The organism is Bradyrhizobium sp. LeoB3 (genome assembly GCF_055456055.1).
Map to the genome: position 1 here is coordinate 252,494 of NZ_JBVBEF010000001.1, position 16,310 is coordinate 268,803.

The 16,310-nt window shown below is 57.8% G+C and carries 15 protein-coding genes; 13 read left to right on the forward strand and 2 right to left on the reverse strand.

Annotated elements, in window-relative coordinates:
* Positions 1-195 precede the first annotated feature (195 nt).
* The 10 genes from ACZXDY_RS01120 (at position 196) to ACZXDY_RS01165 (ending at position 10,674) form a co-directional block, all read left to right on the forward strand.
* Positions 196-1,065 (forward strand): branched-chain amino acid ABC transporter permease, encoded by an 870-nt coding sequence (locus ACZXDY_RS01120; protein WP_464344124.1) that lies wholly within the window; start codon positions 196-198, stop codon positions 1,063-1,065.
* A 37-nt stretch (positions 1,066-1,102) separates the two neighbouring features.
* Positions 1,103-2,080: a branched-chain amino acid ABC transporter permease gene (locus ACZXDY_RS01125; protein ID WP_035688886.1), complete on the forward strand. Its 978-nt coding sequence runs from the start codon at positions 1,103-1,105 to the stop codon at positions 2,078-2,080.
* On the forward strand, positions 2,077-2,802 hold the full coding sequence (locus tag ACZXDY_RS01130; RefSeq protein WP_464344125.1) for an ABC transporter ATP-binding protein: 726 nt from the start codon (positions 2,077-2,079) through the stop codon (positions 2,800-2,802). Before ACZXDY_RS01125 ends, ACZXDY_RS01130 begins: the two co-directional genes overlap by 4 nt.
* Positions 2,795-3,514, forward strand: a complete 720-nt coding sequence (locus ACZXDY_RS01135; RefSeq protein ID WP_464344126.1) for an ABC transporter ATP-binding protein — start codon at positions 2,795-2,797, stop codon at positions 3,512-3,514. Before ACZXDY_RS01130 ends, ACZXDY_RS01135 begins: the two co-directional genes overlap by 8 nt.
* A gap of 210 nt (positions 3,515-3,724) precedes the next feature.
* Positions 3,725-4,492 carry an enoyl-CoA hydratase/isomerase family protein gene (locus ACZXDY_RS01140; protein WP_464344127.1) on the forward strand — a complete coding sequence of 256 codons (768 nt, stop codon included), beginning with the start codon at positions 3,725-3,727 and terminating at the stop codon, positions 4,490-4,492.
* The gene (locus ACZXDY_RS01145; protein WP_464344128.1) at positions 4,493-5,260 is read left to right on the forward strand and encodes a creatininase family protein; all 768 of its coding nucleotides are present in this window, start codon (positions 4,493-4,495) and stop codon (positions 5,258-5,260) included. It begins immediately after the preceding gene.
* A 226-nt stretch (positions 5,261-5,486) separates the two neighbouring features.
* Positions 5,487-6,617 (forward strand): LLM class flavin-dependent oxidoreductase, encoded by a 1,131-nt coding sequence (locus ACZXDY_RS01150; protein WP_464344129.1) that lies wholly within the window; start codon positions 5,487-5,489, stop codon positions 6,615-6,617.
* Positions 6,618-6,646: 29 nt separating this feature from the next.
* The gene (locus ACZXDY_RS01155) at positions 6,647-7,426 is read left to right on the forward strand and encodes an enoyl-CoA hydratase/isomerase family protein (RefSeq protein WP_028161642.1); all 780 of its coding nucleotides are present in this window, start codon (positions 6,647-6,649) and stop codon (positions 7,424-7,426) included.
* Between the two features lies 1 nt (position 7,427).
* On the forward strand, positions 7,428-9,299 hold the full coding sequence (locus tag ACZXDY_RS01160; RefSeq protein ID WP_464344130.1) for an AMP-dependent synthetase/ligase: 1,872 nt from the start codon (positions 7,428-7,430) through the stop codon (positions 9,297-9,299).
* A gap of 142 nt (positions 9,300-9,441) precedes the next feature.
* Complete coding sequence (locus ACZXDY_RS01165) at positions 9,442-10,674, forward strand: ABC transporter substrate-binding protein (RefSeq protein ID WP_464344131.1); 1,233 nt, start codon at positions 9,442-9,444, stop codon at positions 10,672-10,674.
* 84 nt (positions 10,675-10,758) lie between these two features.
* On the opposite strand, the gene ACZXDY_RS01170 is transcribed toward ACZXDY_RS01165, so the two are convergent.
* A complete protein-coding gene (locus ACZXDY_RS01170) occupies positions 10,759-11,829 on the reverse strand; it encodes an AraC family transcriptional regulator (protein ID WP_245287145.1) in 1,071 nt (356 codons plus the stop codon).
* A 232-nt stretch (positions 11,830-12,061) separates the two neighbouring features.
* Between ACZXDY_RS01170 and ACZXDY_RS01175 the strand changes: the two genes are divergently transcribed.
* A complete protein-coding gene (locus ACZXDY_RS01175) occupies positions 12,062-12,259 on the forward strand; it encodes a hypothetical protein (protein WP_464344132.1) in 198 nt (65 codons plus the stop codon).
* A gap of 5 nt (positions 12,260-12,264) precedes the next feature.
* Positions 12,265-12,414, forward strand: coding sequence for a hypothetical protein (locus ACZXDY_RS01180; protein WP_464344133.1), 150 nt, complete (start codon positions 12,265-12,267; stop codon positions 12,412-12,414).
* 721 nt (positions 12,415-13,135) lie between these two features.
* On the opposite strand, the gene ACZXDY_RS01185 is transcribed toward ACZXDY_RS01180, so the two are convergent.
* A complete protein-coding gene (locus tag ACZXDY_RS01185) occupies positions 13,136-13,603 on the reverse strand; it encodes a MarR family winged helix-turn-helix transcriptional regulator (protein ID WP_464344134.1) in 468 nt (155 codons plus the stop codon).
* A 448-nt stretch (positions 13,604-14,051) separates the two neighbouring features.
* On the opposite strand from ACZXDY_RS01185, the gene ACZXDY_RS01190 reads away from it, so the two are divergent.
* Positions 14,052-16,310, forward strand: coding sequence for a xanthine dehydrogenase family protein molybdopterin-binding subunit (locus ACZXDY_RS01190; RefSeq protein ID WP_464344135.1), 2,259 nt, complete (start codon positions 14,052-14,054; stop codon positions 16,308-16,310).

The window sequence follows — 16,310 nt, forward strand, 5'->3', positions numbered from 1 at the left end:
ATCATCCATCAAGTCGACCAACATGGAGCCAATTCTGATGTACGGGGGGACGATAAACGTCGACGAAGGCGGCCGCAGCAACAACGCCAGAGTAGGTTCGATTCAAGCGAAGGGAAGCCAGCCGCAAGTCGTCGCGGGTTTGAGCATCGCCGTATTCAAGCCGCGGTCTACACTCGTACCATTCAGTGTCCGCTAATGTTGTCGCTTTGGCTCAATGTTCTCGCGAGTGGCATTCTGCTCGGTCTCGTCTACGGCCTCGTGGCGCTCGGCCTGACCATCATTTTTGGCGTCATGCGGGTCGTCAACTTCGCGCACGGGGAGATGGTCGTCTTCGGCGTCTACATCGGCTATTGGGCGGTCCGCCTTTGGGACGTTCCAATCATTGTCGCGGCCGCAATCGCGGCGGTCGTGATGTTCGTCTTCGGATACTTTTTGGAAACCCTGATCGTAAAGCGGTTCGTCAACCGGCCCCATCACTATCAGTTCATTGTTTTCATCGGTCTGTCGCTGCTCTTCAGCGGCGCGCTGCTGGTGGCGTTCGGACCGGATCCGCGCCCGACTCCTTCTCAGCTGTCGTTTCAAACCGTATCGCTCGGTTTCGTGACATTGGACCTGGCGAGACTTCAAGCGGCGGCGACTGCGGGCCTGCTCATTGCCTTGTTAGGAGCGTATCTGAAGTTTTCATCGTTCGGTCGGGCTTTGCGAGCGTCCGCAGACAATCGGTTGGGCGGCCTGATCGTGGGGTTAAACATTCCTCGGGTCTATGCGGTGACCTTTGGTGTCGGAGCGGCCTGCGCGGGCGTAGCCGGCGCATTGATATCTCCTTTGTTCGACGCCCAACCATATCTAGCTGTCGACTTTACTCTGCTGGCTTTCGTGACGGTTATCGTCGGCGGCCTCGGCAGCTTCAGTGGAGCACTCTTGGGTGGATTGGTGATCGGCGTCGCCGAGGCAATCGCGGCGTTGATGTTCGCTCCGTCGATGAAGACGGCGCTTCCTTATGCGCTCCTGATCATCATCCTGATTTTCCGTCCGAGAGGGCTTTTTGGTGCAAAAGAGATTTGATGGTGCGACTGAAATGGGACGGTGGCTCGCTGGAGCAATGCTCTTCGTTGTCCTCGCTTTAGTCGGTGCTCTGGCAAGCCCGTACGTCATCTCGTTGATGACGATTGTATTGCTGTTCACTTTCTTGGGGCAATCTTGGAATTTGATGCTCGGGATCGGCGGGCAACTGTCGATCGGTCACGCCCTATTTGTCGGCCTAGGCGCTTATTCAGTAGGCGTCCTCGATGTAAAGTACGGCATTTCTCCGTGGATAGGCCTTCTGGTCGGAATGTTCATTGCCGGATCCGTCGGCGCGGTGCTGGCGTGGTTGAGTTTCCGGTTCGAAGTGCGCGGAATCTATTTCGCGCTGCTGACGGTTGCTGCCGCGGAGTTCGCCAGGATTATGTTCAGTGGCTGGGAGTTTGTTGGCGCAATGCAGGGGCTGTTCTTTCCTGCGCCAACCGGCGCAATCGAAATCTCGATGCTTCGAGGGGATGCGCGTTTCTACTACTTTATCGCTCTTGCTCTGGCGGCACTAGGGATCGTGGGAACTGAACTTATCTCGCGATCGTATTTCGGATATGTCTGGCGCGCAATGAGGGATGATGACGGGGCTGCACGCGCGCTCGGCGTCCGCACATTCCGGCACAAAATCCTCGTGATCTCGATATCGGCGGCGACGGCGGCGGTGGGTGGTGGAATTCTAGCACTCGTGCAAGGATCGATATTTCCAGATTCGATTATGGGCATGGGACTCTCCGTTGACGTCCTGATAGGGCCCGTGGTCGGCGGCTTAGGCACGACGTTCGGTCCGCTGGTCGGATCGCTCACGGCTATTCCTCTGAACCATTTGATGAGCGCCCTCGGCGACAGTCTTCGGATCCCGGGGCTGAACAATATTACGTACGGTATCGTTCTGATTTTGGTGATCTGGTTCCTACCCGACGGCATTTGGCCGGCGATCGTCCGGCTCTGCAAGGCAATCCAGGTGCCGTCCCGAGTGTGGCTCCCGCAACCGAGGAGGGCCGAAAAATGACAAGTCTGCTCGAGGTAAAGAACCTCTCCCGATCGTTCGGGGGGCTGGTCGCGGTGAACGACGTGAGCTTCGCACTGGAAGCCCGAAGTATCACCGCGCTGATCGGGCCGAACGGGGCAGGAAAGACGACATGTTTCAATCTCGTTGCCGGCGCCATGAGGCCGACCAGTGGGCAGGTGTTCTTCGAGGGGCGTTCGATCGAGAATACACCGCCTGAAATAGTCTGCAGGATAGGTATCGCGCGAACATTCCAAATCGTGCGACCGATGCGCGATATGTCAGTACTCGAGAACGCAATGGTCGGAGCCTTCAGCTGGACCAAGAACGTAAACGAGGCGAGATCGAAGGCATACGATTCCCTTGAAAGCGTTGGACTCGCCGGCAAAGCGGATGCGAGGACGGACCAGCTGACGCTGCCGGACCGGAAAATGCTGGAGATGGCCAAAGCGCTATCGACGCGACCCAAACTACTGCTGCTGGACGAGGTAATGGCGGGCCTCCGACCCACCGAAGCTGCGGGAGTTGTCCGCGTACTGCAGAAACTTGCCGACAGTGGACTAACGATCCTGCTCGTCGAGCACGTTATGCGGATCGTGATGGAAATCGCGTCGAGCGTCATAGTGCTTCATCATGGCGCCAAAATCGCGGAAGGAAGTCCTAGAGAGGTGGTCGCGGATCCGAGGGTCCTTGAAAGCTATCTGGGGACGGGCTTCCATGCTTGACGAGGCGCTTTTATCGATCGACGGGCTTTGTGTCGCATACGACGGATCGAATGCCTTGAACGGCGTATCCTTGCAGATCCACAAGGGCGAGTTGATCTGTGTCGTGGGTGCGAATGGTGCGGGGAAGACTTCGCTGATCAGATCAATCTCAGGCATCGTTCCATCTTCGAGTGGTGTCGTGAAGATGAACGGCGTTGAGATTACCGGGATGCCGCCGTGGGAGATCTGCGAACTCGGCATTGCGCAGGTCGCCGAAGGTCGACAGATTTTTGGAAGCCTTTCCGTCGAAGAAAATCTACTCCTGGGCGGATCGCTTAAGCGCGCGAAGGCTAACCACCTCGAAACGCTCGAGTTCGTCTATCAATTGTTCGAGAGGCTTCGAGAGCGTAGGCGACAATTTGCCGGGACGTTATCCGGCGGCGAACAGCAGATGTTGGCTATTGGACGCGCAATCATGTCGAAGCCGGAAGTAGTCATGTTCGACGAGCCCTCTATTGGACTGTCGCCCGCTTTGACGGACGTGATGTTTGGAGTAGTGAAGTCCTTGCAAGAACAAGGGATAACGGTGTTGTTGGTCGAACAAAACGTCGCGAAATCTCTCGCGTTGAGCAATCGCGGCTACGTCTTGGAAAACGGCTCGATCGTACTCCACGGATCGAGCCACGAATTGCTGAACAATTCCGAGATTCAGCGCGCATATCTCGGAATGTAGTGAGCGTTTCGCCCTCCCGGTATCAGGCCGCTCAACGAGACCGGCTCTGTCCTTCATGGCTAACCGGCTTTGCAGGTCGGCGGAAACGCCGGAAAGCCGGAGCAGAAAATGCCGCGATACGGCGCTCCAGCGACTGTTTGTGTCGATATGCGCTGACACGGAAACGGTGTACAGCAATCAATTCGGAGGCATGTCGCTTAAGCTTTCCCTATGGAAAACGATGACGACCTGATAATCGAGCGCGGCCTCGACATAGTCACGCTGACCATGAATAGGCCACCAGCAAATGCCGTGAATAACGGACTGATCAATCGCTTGCTGAACACTATTCGTGCATTGTCTACTCAAGTGTCGCCGCCAGGCATTGTATTGACGGGTCAAGGTGATCGCTTCTTCAGTGCGGGCGGCGACATAAAGGAAGTGGCCGGCCTCGAAATATCTAGACCCCGCATGAGGGTCTTCCACGCGCTTCTTTGCGAGATGGAGAGATATCCAGGCCCGGTCGTATGTGCCGTGCGAGGGTATGCGGTCGGAGGGGCGCTCGAATTTCTTCTTCATGCCGACTACGTCGTCGCAAATCGCGAGTGCAAGATCGGGTTTCCGGAAATCAACCACGGCCTCTTGCCCGCAGCCAAAGGAATGCGACAAGCAGTCCAGAAGCTGGGGCTTCGTGAAGCACAAGCATTGCTCTATTGGGGCGAGTTAGTCGACGCGCAGAAAGCGCTGGAAATTGGCGCGATCAACGAGATCACAACCACCGCGAAAGTGATGGGCCGTGCCGTGGAGGTATGCAAGCATCTTCGCGGAAAGGATATAAAGCTATTTGCCGCGATCAAGCGCTCGTTGAACTTGACAGGACAAATGGATGACGCCTCACTCGAGGTGATGACGATTGAAGATCTCAACGCTTATCTGACCGAGAATAGTTCAGCGGACGCGCGTGCCCGCTTTCTATCGAAGAATTCAAAGAAGGAATGAATGACCGCATTGGCATCTCCTGAAGAAATCCGCCTGGAGTTCATGAGCTTCGAGGAGGTATCGGCTGCCCTGGCGCAAGGAGGTTCGACGGTCCTAATCCCATGCGGCGCTGTCGAGCAGCATGGACCGCATCTTCCGCTTTGCATGGATGCCGATCACGCTGACGCGCTCGCGGCGAAAGTGGCGCGGCATCTTGGCAATGCCCTGATAGCCCCTACGATCAAGGTCGGCTGTTCAGCTCACCATCTTGTCTTTCCCGGCACCATCTCCCTTCGACCGGAAACGTTTGAAGCAATCTGCCTGGACTACTGCACAAGTCTCGCGCTGCATGGTTTCAGGCGGATTCTGCTCTTCTCCGGACATATCGGAAACTTTCCTGTCCTGCGCGACATTCTTCCTCGGTTGAGGCGCGCGGTTCCGAAAGATGTTGAGATCGACGCATTCTGTGACTCTATCGCTTGGATCGACAGGTGGCGAAGCGCCGTTAAAGATGCCGGAGGTGACCCGAATGCAGTCGGTGGGCATGCCGATATAGCGGAGACATCTCTCATGATGTGTCTCCGCCCCGATAGCGTGCGGCTGGATCGGTTCGAAGTGGGACATCTAGGCGTGCTATCTGAAGAGCAGCTTCACTCCATGTGGAAGAATGGGATCAAGTCGATCACGGACAACGGCGTCATTGGCGATCCGCATGGTTCGACCATCGAAATCGGCGAGCGATGCCTTGAGGCGATAACAGATCTTCTGGTCGCCTCGTTCGGTAAATAAGTTGACGCCGGTTGCACCTCATGCGTGCCGCCAACACAGGAAGCTGCCAGCGAAGGAAAACGACGTTGCGGCCCGCAACAAGTGTTGGTCAGGGACGGGAGCGTAGTCTGGCTGCTTACAGCACAAAATTTGGAAAGTTATGTAACGACGACCAGCATTCGGACGAAAATGTTGCTCCGCCTATGAAACGGTGTGCCGATCTCGAATCTCCCAGAGGATTTAAAAGATGGCACTTACGTTCGGGTTTTGGTCGGAGCAAGAAACCCAGGTCGGGCAGAGCTATGCTCGCCGACTTCATGAATTGGTGGACGAGGTGCGCCTCGCGGAAAAGGTCGGGTTCGACTGCGTCGCGCTTTCCGAGCAGCACGTAGCGCTCGGCGGCATCTCGAGCTCAGCGCCTGAAGTCGTGTATGGCTACCTCGCCGCAGTGACGTCGCGCGTGAAGCTGCGGTCCGCGGTTACCCTGATGCCGCACAGGATCAATCATGCTTTGCGGTCGGCAGAGCGATTGGCGGTCATCGATATCCTATCCCATGGCCGCATGGAGTTTTACGGCGGCCGTGCCAATACGACCATCGCAATGCGCGCGTTCAATGTCGATCCAAGTGAAACGCTTGCGCAGATGGAGGAAGGTCTCGCGCTTCTGAAGAAGTCGATGCGCGAGGATATCTTCACTTTCGAAGGCAAATATTACCAGATTCCACCGCGAATGCTTGTCCCGAAGCCGGTTCAGAAGCCGCATCCGGTCATCGGCATTGCCGCGACCAGCGAACGCAGTCACAGCTGGGCCGGCTCCGAAGGGCTGGCCGTGATGAGCAGCAATATCTACCAAGGATGGGAAATCCAGGAAAGGCTGATCAACGCGTATCGCAGTGCTTGGAGACGGGACGAATTCGGCCCGCTTGAGCGTCCTCGCATCGGCATTCCGCTCTTCTTCGGCATCGGCCCCACGGACCAGAAGGCGAAGGACGACTACGCTGAGCCTCTGATGCACTATGCGAGGATCTCCACCGACGCGTATCCCCGCCTGGCGAAACTTGCTGATGACTATGCGTACATGAGCGAAAGCGTCCCAGCGATGGAACGTGCCGCAAAGGACTGGGACTACCTGCTTAACCACTCCGCGACGACGGTCTGCGGAAGCCCCGACACCGTCATTCGCCAGATCGAAAAGTTCCAGGCGCTCGGGATCGACGAGGTGCTTCTTCATCTGGATTCGGTGAATCACGAGAAGATCATGGAAGCGATCGAGATGGTCGGGCGCTATGTGATTCCCCATTTCAACGACAGAAACAACGTCGTGCGGCCCACGGAAGACATCCTCGGGCAAATTCGAGCTATGCGGCCTCAGAAGTAAATTCGCAAAGAAATAAAAGGGAAAGACCAATGCAACAGCATGGCTACAAGTATCTGATCATCGAGAAGCGCGCCAGCGGCGTTGCCGTCGTGACGATGAACCGGCCGGAAATTCTGAACGCGATCAATTGGGACATGCACGAAGAACTGGAGCAGGTCTTCGTGGATCTCGATAAGGACAAGTCGGTCCGTGCGATCGTGCTGACCGGTGCGGGACGCGGCTTCTGTTCGGGCGGCGATCAGAAGTCGCTCGACAAGGGCAAGCTTCCGTCGCCGACAAGGAGCGGACGTCACCTTATCCGCAATATGCTCGAAGTCGAGGTACCGCTCATCGCGGCGGTCAACGGCGTTGCCGTCGGCCTCGGCGCAACGCTCGCCTTGTTTTGCGACGTCATCTTCGCAAACCCGACCGCGCGATTTGCTGATACGCACGTAACCGCCGGCGTCGTTGCGGGCGACGGTGGTGCGGTGATCTGGCCTCTCTTGATGGGGCCTGTGCGCGCGAAACACTATCTCATGACGGGCGATTTCATTTCCGCAGAGAAGGCGGCGTCGATGGGGATGATCAACGAAGTCATTTCGAACCGGGACGTCAAAGACGCTGCGATCGAATACGCCGAGATGCTTGCGGGGGGCCCGCAGGAATCGATCATTTGGACGAAATACAGCGTCAACAAGATCATCAAGCAGTACGCACACCTGCTTCTCGATACTTCGGCCGCGCTGGAGATGCTTACCTTCGCATCGCCAGAGCGTCGTGAGGCTGTAGCCGCATTTGCGGAGAAGCGGAAGCGCTTCGCGGAGCGATAAGATGAACGTCGAATCCCTTACGTCGGGAGCTCAACTCGTCGACGTGACCATTCCGCAGCTTCTGGGCGCGCGAAGAGCGGAACGCCCGGACACGGTCGCGTATCATCAGAAGCGTCACGGCGAGTGGATCGCCGTGACGTGGAAGCAGTATTCGGATCGGGTCGCGAGCCTGGCGGTCGCCCTGCAGAAAGCCGGGCTCGAGCGCGGCGACCGCATCGCCATCATGGGGGACGTGTCCCAGGAGTGGCTGCTTGCGGACATGGCGACGATCTGCGCCGGCGCAGTAATGGTCGGTGTCTACTTTACCTCATCGCCGGAAGAAGTCGGCTACTATCTGAGCGATTCCGGAGCGTCCTTTGCCTTCGTTGGCAGCGAGCTTCAGCTGGGCATCGTCCTTGGATCCGGCCAGGCTGAAAAGCTGAAAAAGATCATCATGCTGGATGGTGCATGGAACGGGGCCGGCGGAGCGGCAAATGTCGTCTCCCTGAAGGAATTTTGTGGGACGGCTCCAGTCGACACCGACGCGTTTTTGCGGGAGCAGGCGGCGAAAGCCAAGGCCAGTGATCTGGCGAGCATCGGGTATACCTCGGGCACTACAGGCTTCCCGAAAGGTGCGATGCTGACCCATCTCTCGTTGCTCGCCGGCGCGCACTGCGTGACGACGTTTACCACGCGCATGCGCACCGACACGCATCGCGTTGTCGTCCATCTGCCGATGTCGCACACCGTTGCGCGCGCGCAAGCCACGACAATGCCATTGATCGCAAAAATGGTTCCGTATTTTGGCGAGACGAGCGCGGATTTCGCTCAAACGATCAAGGAAGTGAAGCCGACTTACTTCATGGCACCGCCCCGCTTCTACCAGCGGTTTGCCACGCAGATCCTCAGCAAGGTCCATTCCGGATCTGCGAGGCAGAAGCAGGACTATCAATTCGCGATGAAGATCGCCCGCAAGGCGCTTGACGATCGTCAGGCTGGTGGTGAGCCAGACCCCTTCATATCCGGGCTCTTCGAGGTCTGCCGGAAACAGATATTCCGTCCATTGCTTGCCGAAGTCGGATTCGAAGAACTCACGGTTGCCTTCACGTCCTCGGCGGCGATGCCTTCCGAACTGATGTCTCTGTGGCAATTGTGGGGACTTCAGCTCAAGGAGTGCTACGGCCAGACAGAACTGGTCGGAGCCAACCTGGTCCAGATGGCAGAATGGCCTGAGGCCGGTACCGTCGGAGTGCCTTTGCAGGATCCGGCGTGGGAGACAGCGGTTCTTGAAGACGGGGAAATGATCACCCGCGGACCGGGACTCTTTGTTGGATACTGGAACAAGCCCGAGGAAACCAAGTCGGCTCTGCGGGACGGTTGGCTCTATACCGGAGATATCGTCGAAGTCGGGCCGACCGGGCTTTTCAAGCTGATTGATCGCAAGAAGGAAATCATCAATACCTCCAACGGGAAGTCAATTAGCCCGACCCAGATCGAAAACGAGATCCGGCATAGTCCGTTCATCTCCGAAGCGGCGGTGATTGGAGAAGGAAAGAAGTATCTCACCGCGTTGATCGAAGTCGACGCGACCGCGACGATGGATTGGGCGAAATCGCGCGATCTCAAGATCGCGCAGTATTCGGACCTGGCGAATTCCGAGGTGGTCGTCCGAATGATTGAAGGCGAGATTGCCAAGGCAAACAGCCGGCTGGCGAGAGCCGAGCAAATCAAGGCCTTTCGAATACTGCCGGAGGAGCTGTCTCCGGAGAATGGCGTGATGACGCCGACACGAAAAAAGCGCCGAAAGCAACTGATGGAACGATACCGGTCGCTGATCGATACGCTTTACGACGACACCGAAGAGAACCTGATCAAGACCGAGATGGGAATGTGATCTGAACCATTGCCGCTTACGCAAATCATACGTGTCGGGCGCGCCTCGCAGCAGCTTTCGAGCTTCAACGCGCACGGTTGTCCATAAAGTTTCCTACCGAACCGTCTCAATATTCATTGCAGTCAACAGAAGGGGACATCACATGAAGAATCGCATCGGAAACGGGATAACGCGCCGCACCGTACTCGGCAGTGGCGTTGCCATCGCTGCCGGGCTTGTATCGTGGCCGGTCAAGGCGGCGACCCCCGCCAAGGTGCGAGTCGGCGCGATCATGCCCAGCAGCGGTGTGTTGGCGTTCCCCGGACAGGCTTGCGTGCGCGGTATCAACGTTGGTGCGAAGTTCGCCAAAGAGAAGTTCGGAATCGACATCGAAATCGTCCATGCGGATACGCAGAGCAGACCGGAGAACGGGCGAATCGCCGCCGAAGGCCTCATCAGGCAAGGTTGCACGGTACTCATTGGAGCCTGGGACTCAGGAGCAACCATCTCGGCGCTTCAGGCCGCGGAGGCCGCGGCCGTTCCGATGGTGGTGCATATCGCAAGCGCGACCCAGGTGACATCGCAAGGGTTCACCCAGGTCTTTCGCTACTACCCCACGTCGCTGACGATCGTCAGGAAGTCTCTCGCCGACTTGAAGTCGGTCCTGTCGACGCTGAAGGATCCGCCGACGAGCGTTGCCGTTCTACATCTCAACAACACGATGGGCCAATCGACCGCGGCAAGCATCGATCAGGCCTGGAAGGAAGAGAACGTTCCGGTGAAGATCGCTCAGTACGTTCCGTATGACGAGCGGGCCAAGGACCTCTCGGTTGAGGTCGCGAAGGCCAAGGCGTCGGGGGCCGATGCGCTCGTCTCGGTGACGCGCGTCAATGACGCCATCATGATCATCCGGGAATGCATCAAGCAGGGGTGGAATCCCAAGATGATCTTCTCGCCGAACTCCAACGGCGTGCAGGACAAAGCGTATTACGACGCGCTGGGCAAATATGGCGACGGCGGAATCGCGACGGGCTTGTGGTGCAACCCCAAGGCACCGGACACCGAAGCCATTCTCAAGCGGTTCGCCGCCGACTATCCAAATGACTGGTTCGATGGAAACGCGGGATGCGCGTTCGAAGCCGTGCAGATTGTCGGAGATGCGGTGACCCGCGCAGCTTCCCCGGAGTCTGCAGCAATCCATGCTGCGCTCAAGGCGACTGACATGACGCCGTTCCTGATGTCGAGCGGCAAGATCAAATTTGATGCTACCGGCCAGAATATGGGAAGCGACATAACCATGCTGCAGGCCCAGAATGGAAGGCCCCGTGTGGTCTCGCCGCGGGCCGTTGCGGAGGCGGAACTGCAGTATCCGCTGGTTCCGTTCAGCGCGCGGTAAACGAGAAATGGGAGGCGGCCCCGACAATCGCACCGGGGCCGCAGCTCTTCGATGGTCGAGCTCTCTGACTCTCCGATTAGCGCGTTATACGAACGGCTCCCGGCTGGCGAAGCTGGACCGCTCAGCGAGGAAGCGACGGGGGCTCTTACCCATTGTCTTCTTGAACATGGTTATGAAGGCGCTAGGCGTTTCATAGCCCAGATCGAGTGACACGGCCTGGACGGAAGATCCGTCCGATAGTCGCTGCAACGCAACTAAGATGTGGAGCCGCTGTCTCCAGCGCCCGAACGTCAGCCCGGTTTCCTTGAATACCAGACGGGCGAATGTGCGCTCGCTCATCGCATATCGAGCAGCCAACTCCTCGACCGTACTCCGATCGGCAGGATCATTGAGAAGGGAGGCGGCCAGATGCTGAAGTCGACTATCGGAGGAGATAGGTAGGTACATATGTTCGGTGGACATCTGCACCAGTTCGTCGAGCAATACGCGCCCAAGTCGACTTGTCGGTCCCTCGATCGGATACAAGGGCGGAAATACGGACAATCGATGTATCAACTCGCGGACGAGCGACGATATCGTGAATGTGCAGCAGGTAGTTGGAAGCGTACTTGCCTGCGGATCAATGAAGACGACGTAGACTTTTCCGTTGTCTGACACGCAGTTGCTGTGCAGAACGCCGGCGGGTATCCATACGGCACCCTGCGGCGGAACGATCCATAATCCGCCCGGTACACGGCACATGACCGATCCATGAGAGGCGACCACCAGCTGCCCCTTCTTGTGCGAATGAAGTGGTAGCTCGTCGTTGTCCTGACCTGTCTCGAGGCAGAAGGAGACGACTGGTCGGTCGAACTGGTCTGGATCGATCGGATCGTAATTGATCCGAAGGTCCGGCAAATTCATTCGGGCAAAGCCGTCATCCGTTTCAAAAGCGGGTGACTTGCGCATCGAATTCACTCGTTGAAACTGCAGTTCCAATCTGTCGGGCGGCGATAAGGCGAAGGATCCCCTCAAAGGATAGCTCGCTGAAACATGATCGTCACGGAAAAGTAGGGCGGCGGAGGAAAAATTTCGCGGCAGAACACTGAATGCGGCCCGTCCGGCGCGCGGCCGCGAGGCGATCGGTCCCTGGTGGTCGCGGTCGCCGCTTGGCATCCTGCCTGCGGATCGTTGACAGAGCCTCGACCCAGTTGCGCGACGAAAGCGACTGCAATTCATGCGTGCGAATCCGGCCGCGGCAGAATGGCGCGTTTCACCCGTCTCCGTGCAGAAGAGTTCTTATCGGCTCTGCTCCTATGCGCGGTGCGGCAGAGAATGCCGGGTATAGGCGATAGCGCGCCCCCTTTAGCTGCGCATTCTGTCAAATGGGTTGGATCTTCGGCAAAACATGCCGGGCAACTCAATGCTACCAAGGAAGGAGTTCGCTGGAACCAACGAGAATGACCCTTCACATCGATCGCTGATTAAGGGTGCCGATGCGCAATCGTGGAATGACGAAGTGCTGATCTTCGACCAGGAGACGCATTGCATTGTCGGCGGCGTCATCGTTGGCCCGCACGCTGGCGACATGATCGGAGAGATATAGCTGGGATGGGCGCCGATGCGATTGATATCGGCAACACCATTTATCCGCATCCTGCGTTTGGAGAGACGATAGGCATGGCTGCGGAAATCTATGAAGGTGTTTGCACGGACGTGTTGCCGAGTGAGAAGAAAGCGCCGAAGCGGGTGAGCCATTAGAAATCGAAAAGCGAAAGGCGGCATGCGGCTGTCCCGCCGCCGGCTGGCATAAAGGACCCGGAATATGGCGGAAAATGCTCGGAGTGTCTTCAGCATACCTTTGAGCGCTCAAGAGGAGGAGTTTGCGGCAGCATGCCGAGACTTCGTTCTGGAGAGGGAGCCTGATCTAGCGTCGTCCATCGTCGTAGTGAACAACCAGCTCACGATAGCCAATGACCTACATGTTCGGGAGGCATTTATGGAAATCGGTCTCGCTAGATTGGTCCGAGTTCTACATCTCGCAATCGATGGCAAAGCGGTTGCGGTTAAGAGAGTGCCAAAACTTTTCTTCGACCTGGCGCGCTTCAGAACAAAGATTATCCGCACGCTACGCAGAAACAATTGAGGATAGCCACTCAGAGAATATCTTCGCGGGGCAGTGTCGGAGTCGGTATGTGACTGAGATCTGTGCGATGGAGATGCCGGAAAAGTTATGCAGTGGCATCGTCTTCAGCACAAAGTGCTGTGCGGAATGTCTGATAGTTCTGCTGCTGAGATCGTTCGTTGAGCTGTCTTCGATCGAAATCCGCATTCGGCGTTTCGCGAGAGATCACCATCTTTCGCTTCCTCCCTTTACTTGGCCCGGCTCCATCGCCGGGCCATCTTGTCTCACCGCAGTCGGCTGAAACGATTGGCCAACGATTCGGCTCATCGATGATCGTCAATGTGGACCACTGCCGGTTCAGCGGCGTATGATTTTCTTGAGGAGTTCGGTAAGCGTTCGAAATTCTTCCCGGGTCAAGGGAGCGAATGTCTCGCTTGAAATCTCACCAACAGTCTCGATCGCGGCATCCGCTACCCGCGTGCCCTTTTCAGTTAAATCGATTTCCCGCCGTCTTGGATCCAAGGGATCCTTGGAGCTCTTGATCAGGCCGCGTGATTTGAGACGATTGATAACGCCGGTGATTGTGGCTGAGTCGTAGTGAATCAGCCGTCCTAGGTGGTTTTGAGAACAAGGTCCGACCTCTCTCAATTTCGCCAGCGTTGAGAATTGGGGTGCAGTTAGTTCTTCAATCATCTTCGCGGCAAAGATGGACGTGTGAGTACGGAGCGCGACGCGCAATAAGAAGCCCGGTGCGTCATCCAGCCTGTAGGACCGTACAGCTTGCTTCAGCTTCTCCGCCGAGCGCGCCTTTGTTTTCGATTGCACGACTTTCGTCCCCTCGCGGTACGTTGCCTGAGCTCATTTTTAGAAGAGTGTGACTGTTCAGCTCCGAAAGTCTTCGGCGCCGGTCGATTGTCTACATTCGTTGAACTCAGGAATCCATCTTTGTTCGACCTCAGTCTGCTTTATCGCGCTCTGCCGCGTCGAGGCGCTTCGGCGATGGCTGGCCCCTTTTCCGGCGCATCGGCTTCCGGGCGCTGAAATCTAGGACATCGAAGAATTGAAACCGCGTGGCGGTGAACATTGGGTGCAAGCGACTTGTCGCGCCCTGTCTCCATTCTCGGGCCGATGCACACGATCTCATCAGTTGTGTACAAGCGTAGCACTTGCATACGAGTGATAAATGGCTTAGCGTCCGCGGATTGCTTTCGTGAGGAGCCAAGCAGGCCCTGCAATCTTCGGCGGAGGCATCCAGATACCATCGGATGTGCGGATGTCGGCAACTGACAACATGAGTTCCGTTCGACCCGACCTGATTGAGAAGGTCACGGGGCGCGCCGAGTACGTGACCGACCTGACGGTTCCCGGAATGCTGCATGGGTTTGTGGTTCGCTCGCCGGCCATTCATGCCCGCATCGTTTCGATCGATACGAGCGCTGCACGATCGATGGACGGCGTCGTGGACGTGCTCATCGGCGAAGATGTCGCTTCGTTCGGTTGCTGGGGCGTTGTGCTCAAGGACCGGCCGATCATCGCCACCGACCGTGTGCGATATGTGGGCGAACCCGTCGCCGTAGTGATCGCGGAGACGATCGAGATCGCGGAAAATGCCGCAGAACTGGTCGATGTCGAATACGAGGAGCTTCCGCGCGCAACGACCATCCAGGAAGCCATTGCGGAAGATGCGCCGCTCATCCATGAGCGCCACGAAAATCTCGAAGACTTTTACTTCAAGGGCGGGGCCCGGCCGACCCAGAACAGCAATATATTCCACACTTACCGGAATAACGTCGGAGACGTTGACGCCGCGGAGGCGGCCGCGGCCTACATCCACGAAGACCGTTTCACCTTCCCGGCGATTTCTCACTTTGCAATGGAGCCGCATGCGGTCATTGCGGATTTCCAGCGGGACTCCCTGACGGTCTGGGCAGGTGCACAAACGCCGACCGCTGTTCAGAAAGTGCTGTCGCGGCTCTACGGACTGCCGTTGGCCAAGGTCCGCGTCATCGTTCCGTTTGTCGGCGGAGGTTTTGGCGGCAAGGCCTCGGTGAAGATCGAGCCGTTGGTTGCGGCCGCTTCGTGGAAGGTGCAGCGCCCGGTTCGCGTTGCCCAATCCATGGCCGAATCGATGCTCACCTGCCGAAGGCTGGGCGCCGACATCACGATTCGAACGGCGGTGGACGCCAAGGGGCGGATCCTCGCCAAGACCGCCAAACTGCTGCTCGATGGCGGGGCATATTCCGACACAGGCTCAGCGGTCGCCACGAAATCGGCAAATCGCATTATCGGCCCTTACGTGGTGCCCAATCTGCGCCTCGAGGCGTGTGCGGTCTACACGAACACCGTTCCAGGTGCGGCTTTCCGCTCGATCGGGGGGCCGCAAGCTGTTTGGGCCAAAGAATCGCACATGGACAATGTCGCGGCGGCAATCGGCATGGATCCGGCCGAGTTTCGGTTGCTGAACCTGGCGTCCCGCGGAGAACGCATCCGACCCGATTTGCGGCCGCTCGATATGGATATGAGCGATCTGATGGGCCGGGTGACCCAGTCGTTCGCATCGGAGGTGAAGGCGTCCAACCGGCAGGCGCGCGGACTGGCAGTCGCCGCAACCGATCCCGCCAATACGCCGATCAGTAACGCGATCGTACGTCTCAAGATCGACGGGTCGATCCTCGTTTCGGTCTCCAGCATCGAAGTCGGCCAGGGGGCGCACGCGACCATGGGGCGGATCGCGGCGCAGACCTTGAAGCAGCCGATCTCGGCGGTAACCGTCTTGCGCACCGATACCTCCGTCGCCCCTTACGATTGGGGCACAGGCGCAAGCCGATCGACCGTTGTCGTCGGCCTTTCCGTCGAAAATGCCGCACTGGACGCGGCTGATCAGATCCTCGAAATGGTTGCTGACGTCTGGGAGCTTCCCCGGGAGAACCTGTCGCTTGTTGAGGGCGGTGTCTCGACCGGATCAGAGGTTCTCACTTTCCATCAGATTTTTCACCGCACGTTGGGTGTCGACTCGGGAGAGGTCATCGGCCGCGGTGCGATTACGCCGCGCTCGAACAAGGGCGCCCTGGTCGAGTCCCCTCTGTTCTGGGAGACTTCCGCGGGCCTCGCTGAAATCGTTGTCGATGAAGACACCGGCGAGATCCATGTCCGCCGATATGCCAGCGCCGCTGACGTCGGCCGCGTGATCAATCGCGTCGCGGCGGAAGGGCAGGACGAGGGAGCTGCCATCATGGGCCTCGGACACGCGCTTTATGAAGTGCTGGAGTTCGAGGATGGCCAGCCGATCAATGCGACGCCGATCGATTATTCGATACCGCGCATCTCCGACGTTCCTGCCGTGTTTGACACCATCCTTGTCGAACACGGCGACGGTCCTGGTCCAGGCGGCGCCAAGGGAATGGGCGAGGGGGCGATCCTTCCGGTCGCGCCAGCGATCGCCAACGCGCTGTTCTCCACCTACGGCATTCGGATCACCGACCTACCAATGACGCCCGAAAAGGTATGGCGCGCCCTGCAGAAGAGGAGCTGA

Excerpts from the sequence above, each read along its gene's own strand:
- ACZXDY_RS01120 (WP_464344124.1), top strand. The coding sequence starts at position 196 with ATGTTGTCGCTTTGGCTCAATGTTCTCGCGAGTGGCATTCTGCTCGGT.
- ACZXDY_RS01125 (WP_035688886.1), top strand. The coding sequence starts at position 1,103 with ATGCTCTTCGTTGTCCTCGCTTTAGTCGGTGCTCTGGCAAGCCCGTAC.
- ACZXDY_RS01130 (WP_464344125.1), top strand. The coding sequence starts at position 2,077 with ATGACAAGTCTGCTCGAGGTAAAGAACCTCTCCCGATCGTTCGGGGGG.
- ACZXDY_RS01135 (WP_464344126.1), top strand. The coding sequence starts at position 2,795 with ATGCTTGACGAGGCGCTTTTATCGATCGACGGGCTTTGTGTCGCATAC.
- ACZXDY_RS01140 (WP_464344127.1), top strand. The coding sequence starts at position 3,725 with ATGGAAAACGATGACGACCTGATAATCGAGCGCGGCCTCGACATAGTC.
- ACZXDY_RS01145 (WP_464344128.1), top strand. The coding sequence starts at position 4,493 with ATGACCGCATTGGCATCTCCTGAAGAAATCCGCCTGGAGTTCATGAGC.
- ACZXDY_RS01150 (WP_464344129.1), top strand. The coding sequence starts at position 5,487 with ATGGCACTTACGTTCGGGTTTTGGTCGGAGCAAGAAACCCAGGTCGGG.
- ACZXDY_RS01155 (WP_028161642.1), top strand. The coding sequence starts at position 6,647 with ATGCAACAGCATGGCTACAAGTATCTGATCATCGAGAAGCGCGCCAGC.
- ACZXDY_RS01160 (WP_464344130.1), top strand. The coding sequence starts at position 7,428 with ATGAACGTCGAATCCCTTACGTCGGGAGCTCAACTCGTCGACGTGACC.
- ACZXDY_RS01165 (WP_464344131.1), top strand. The coding sequence starts at position 9,442 with ATGAAGAATCGCATCGGAAACGGGATAACGCGCCGCACCGTACTCGGC.
- ACZXDY_RS01170 (WP_245287145.1), bottom strand. The coding sequence starts at position 11,829 with ATGCCAAGCGGCGACCGCGACCACCAGGGACCGATCGCCTCGCGGCCG.
- ACZXDY_RS01175 (WP_464344132.1), top strand. The coding sequence starts at position 12,062 with ATGCCGGGCAACTCAATGCTACCAAGGAAGGAGTTCGCTGGAACCAAC.
- ACZXDY_RS01180 (WP_464344133.1), top strand. The coding sequence starts at position 12,265 with ATGGGCGCCGATGCGATTGATATCGGCAACACCATTTATCCGCATCCT.
- ACZXDY_RS01190 (WP_464344135.1), top strand. The coding sequence starts at position 14,052 with ATGTCGGCAACTGACAACATGAGTTCCGTTCGACCCGACCTGATTGAG.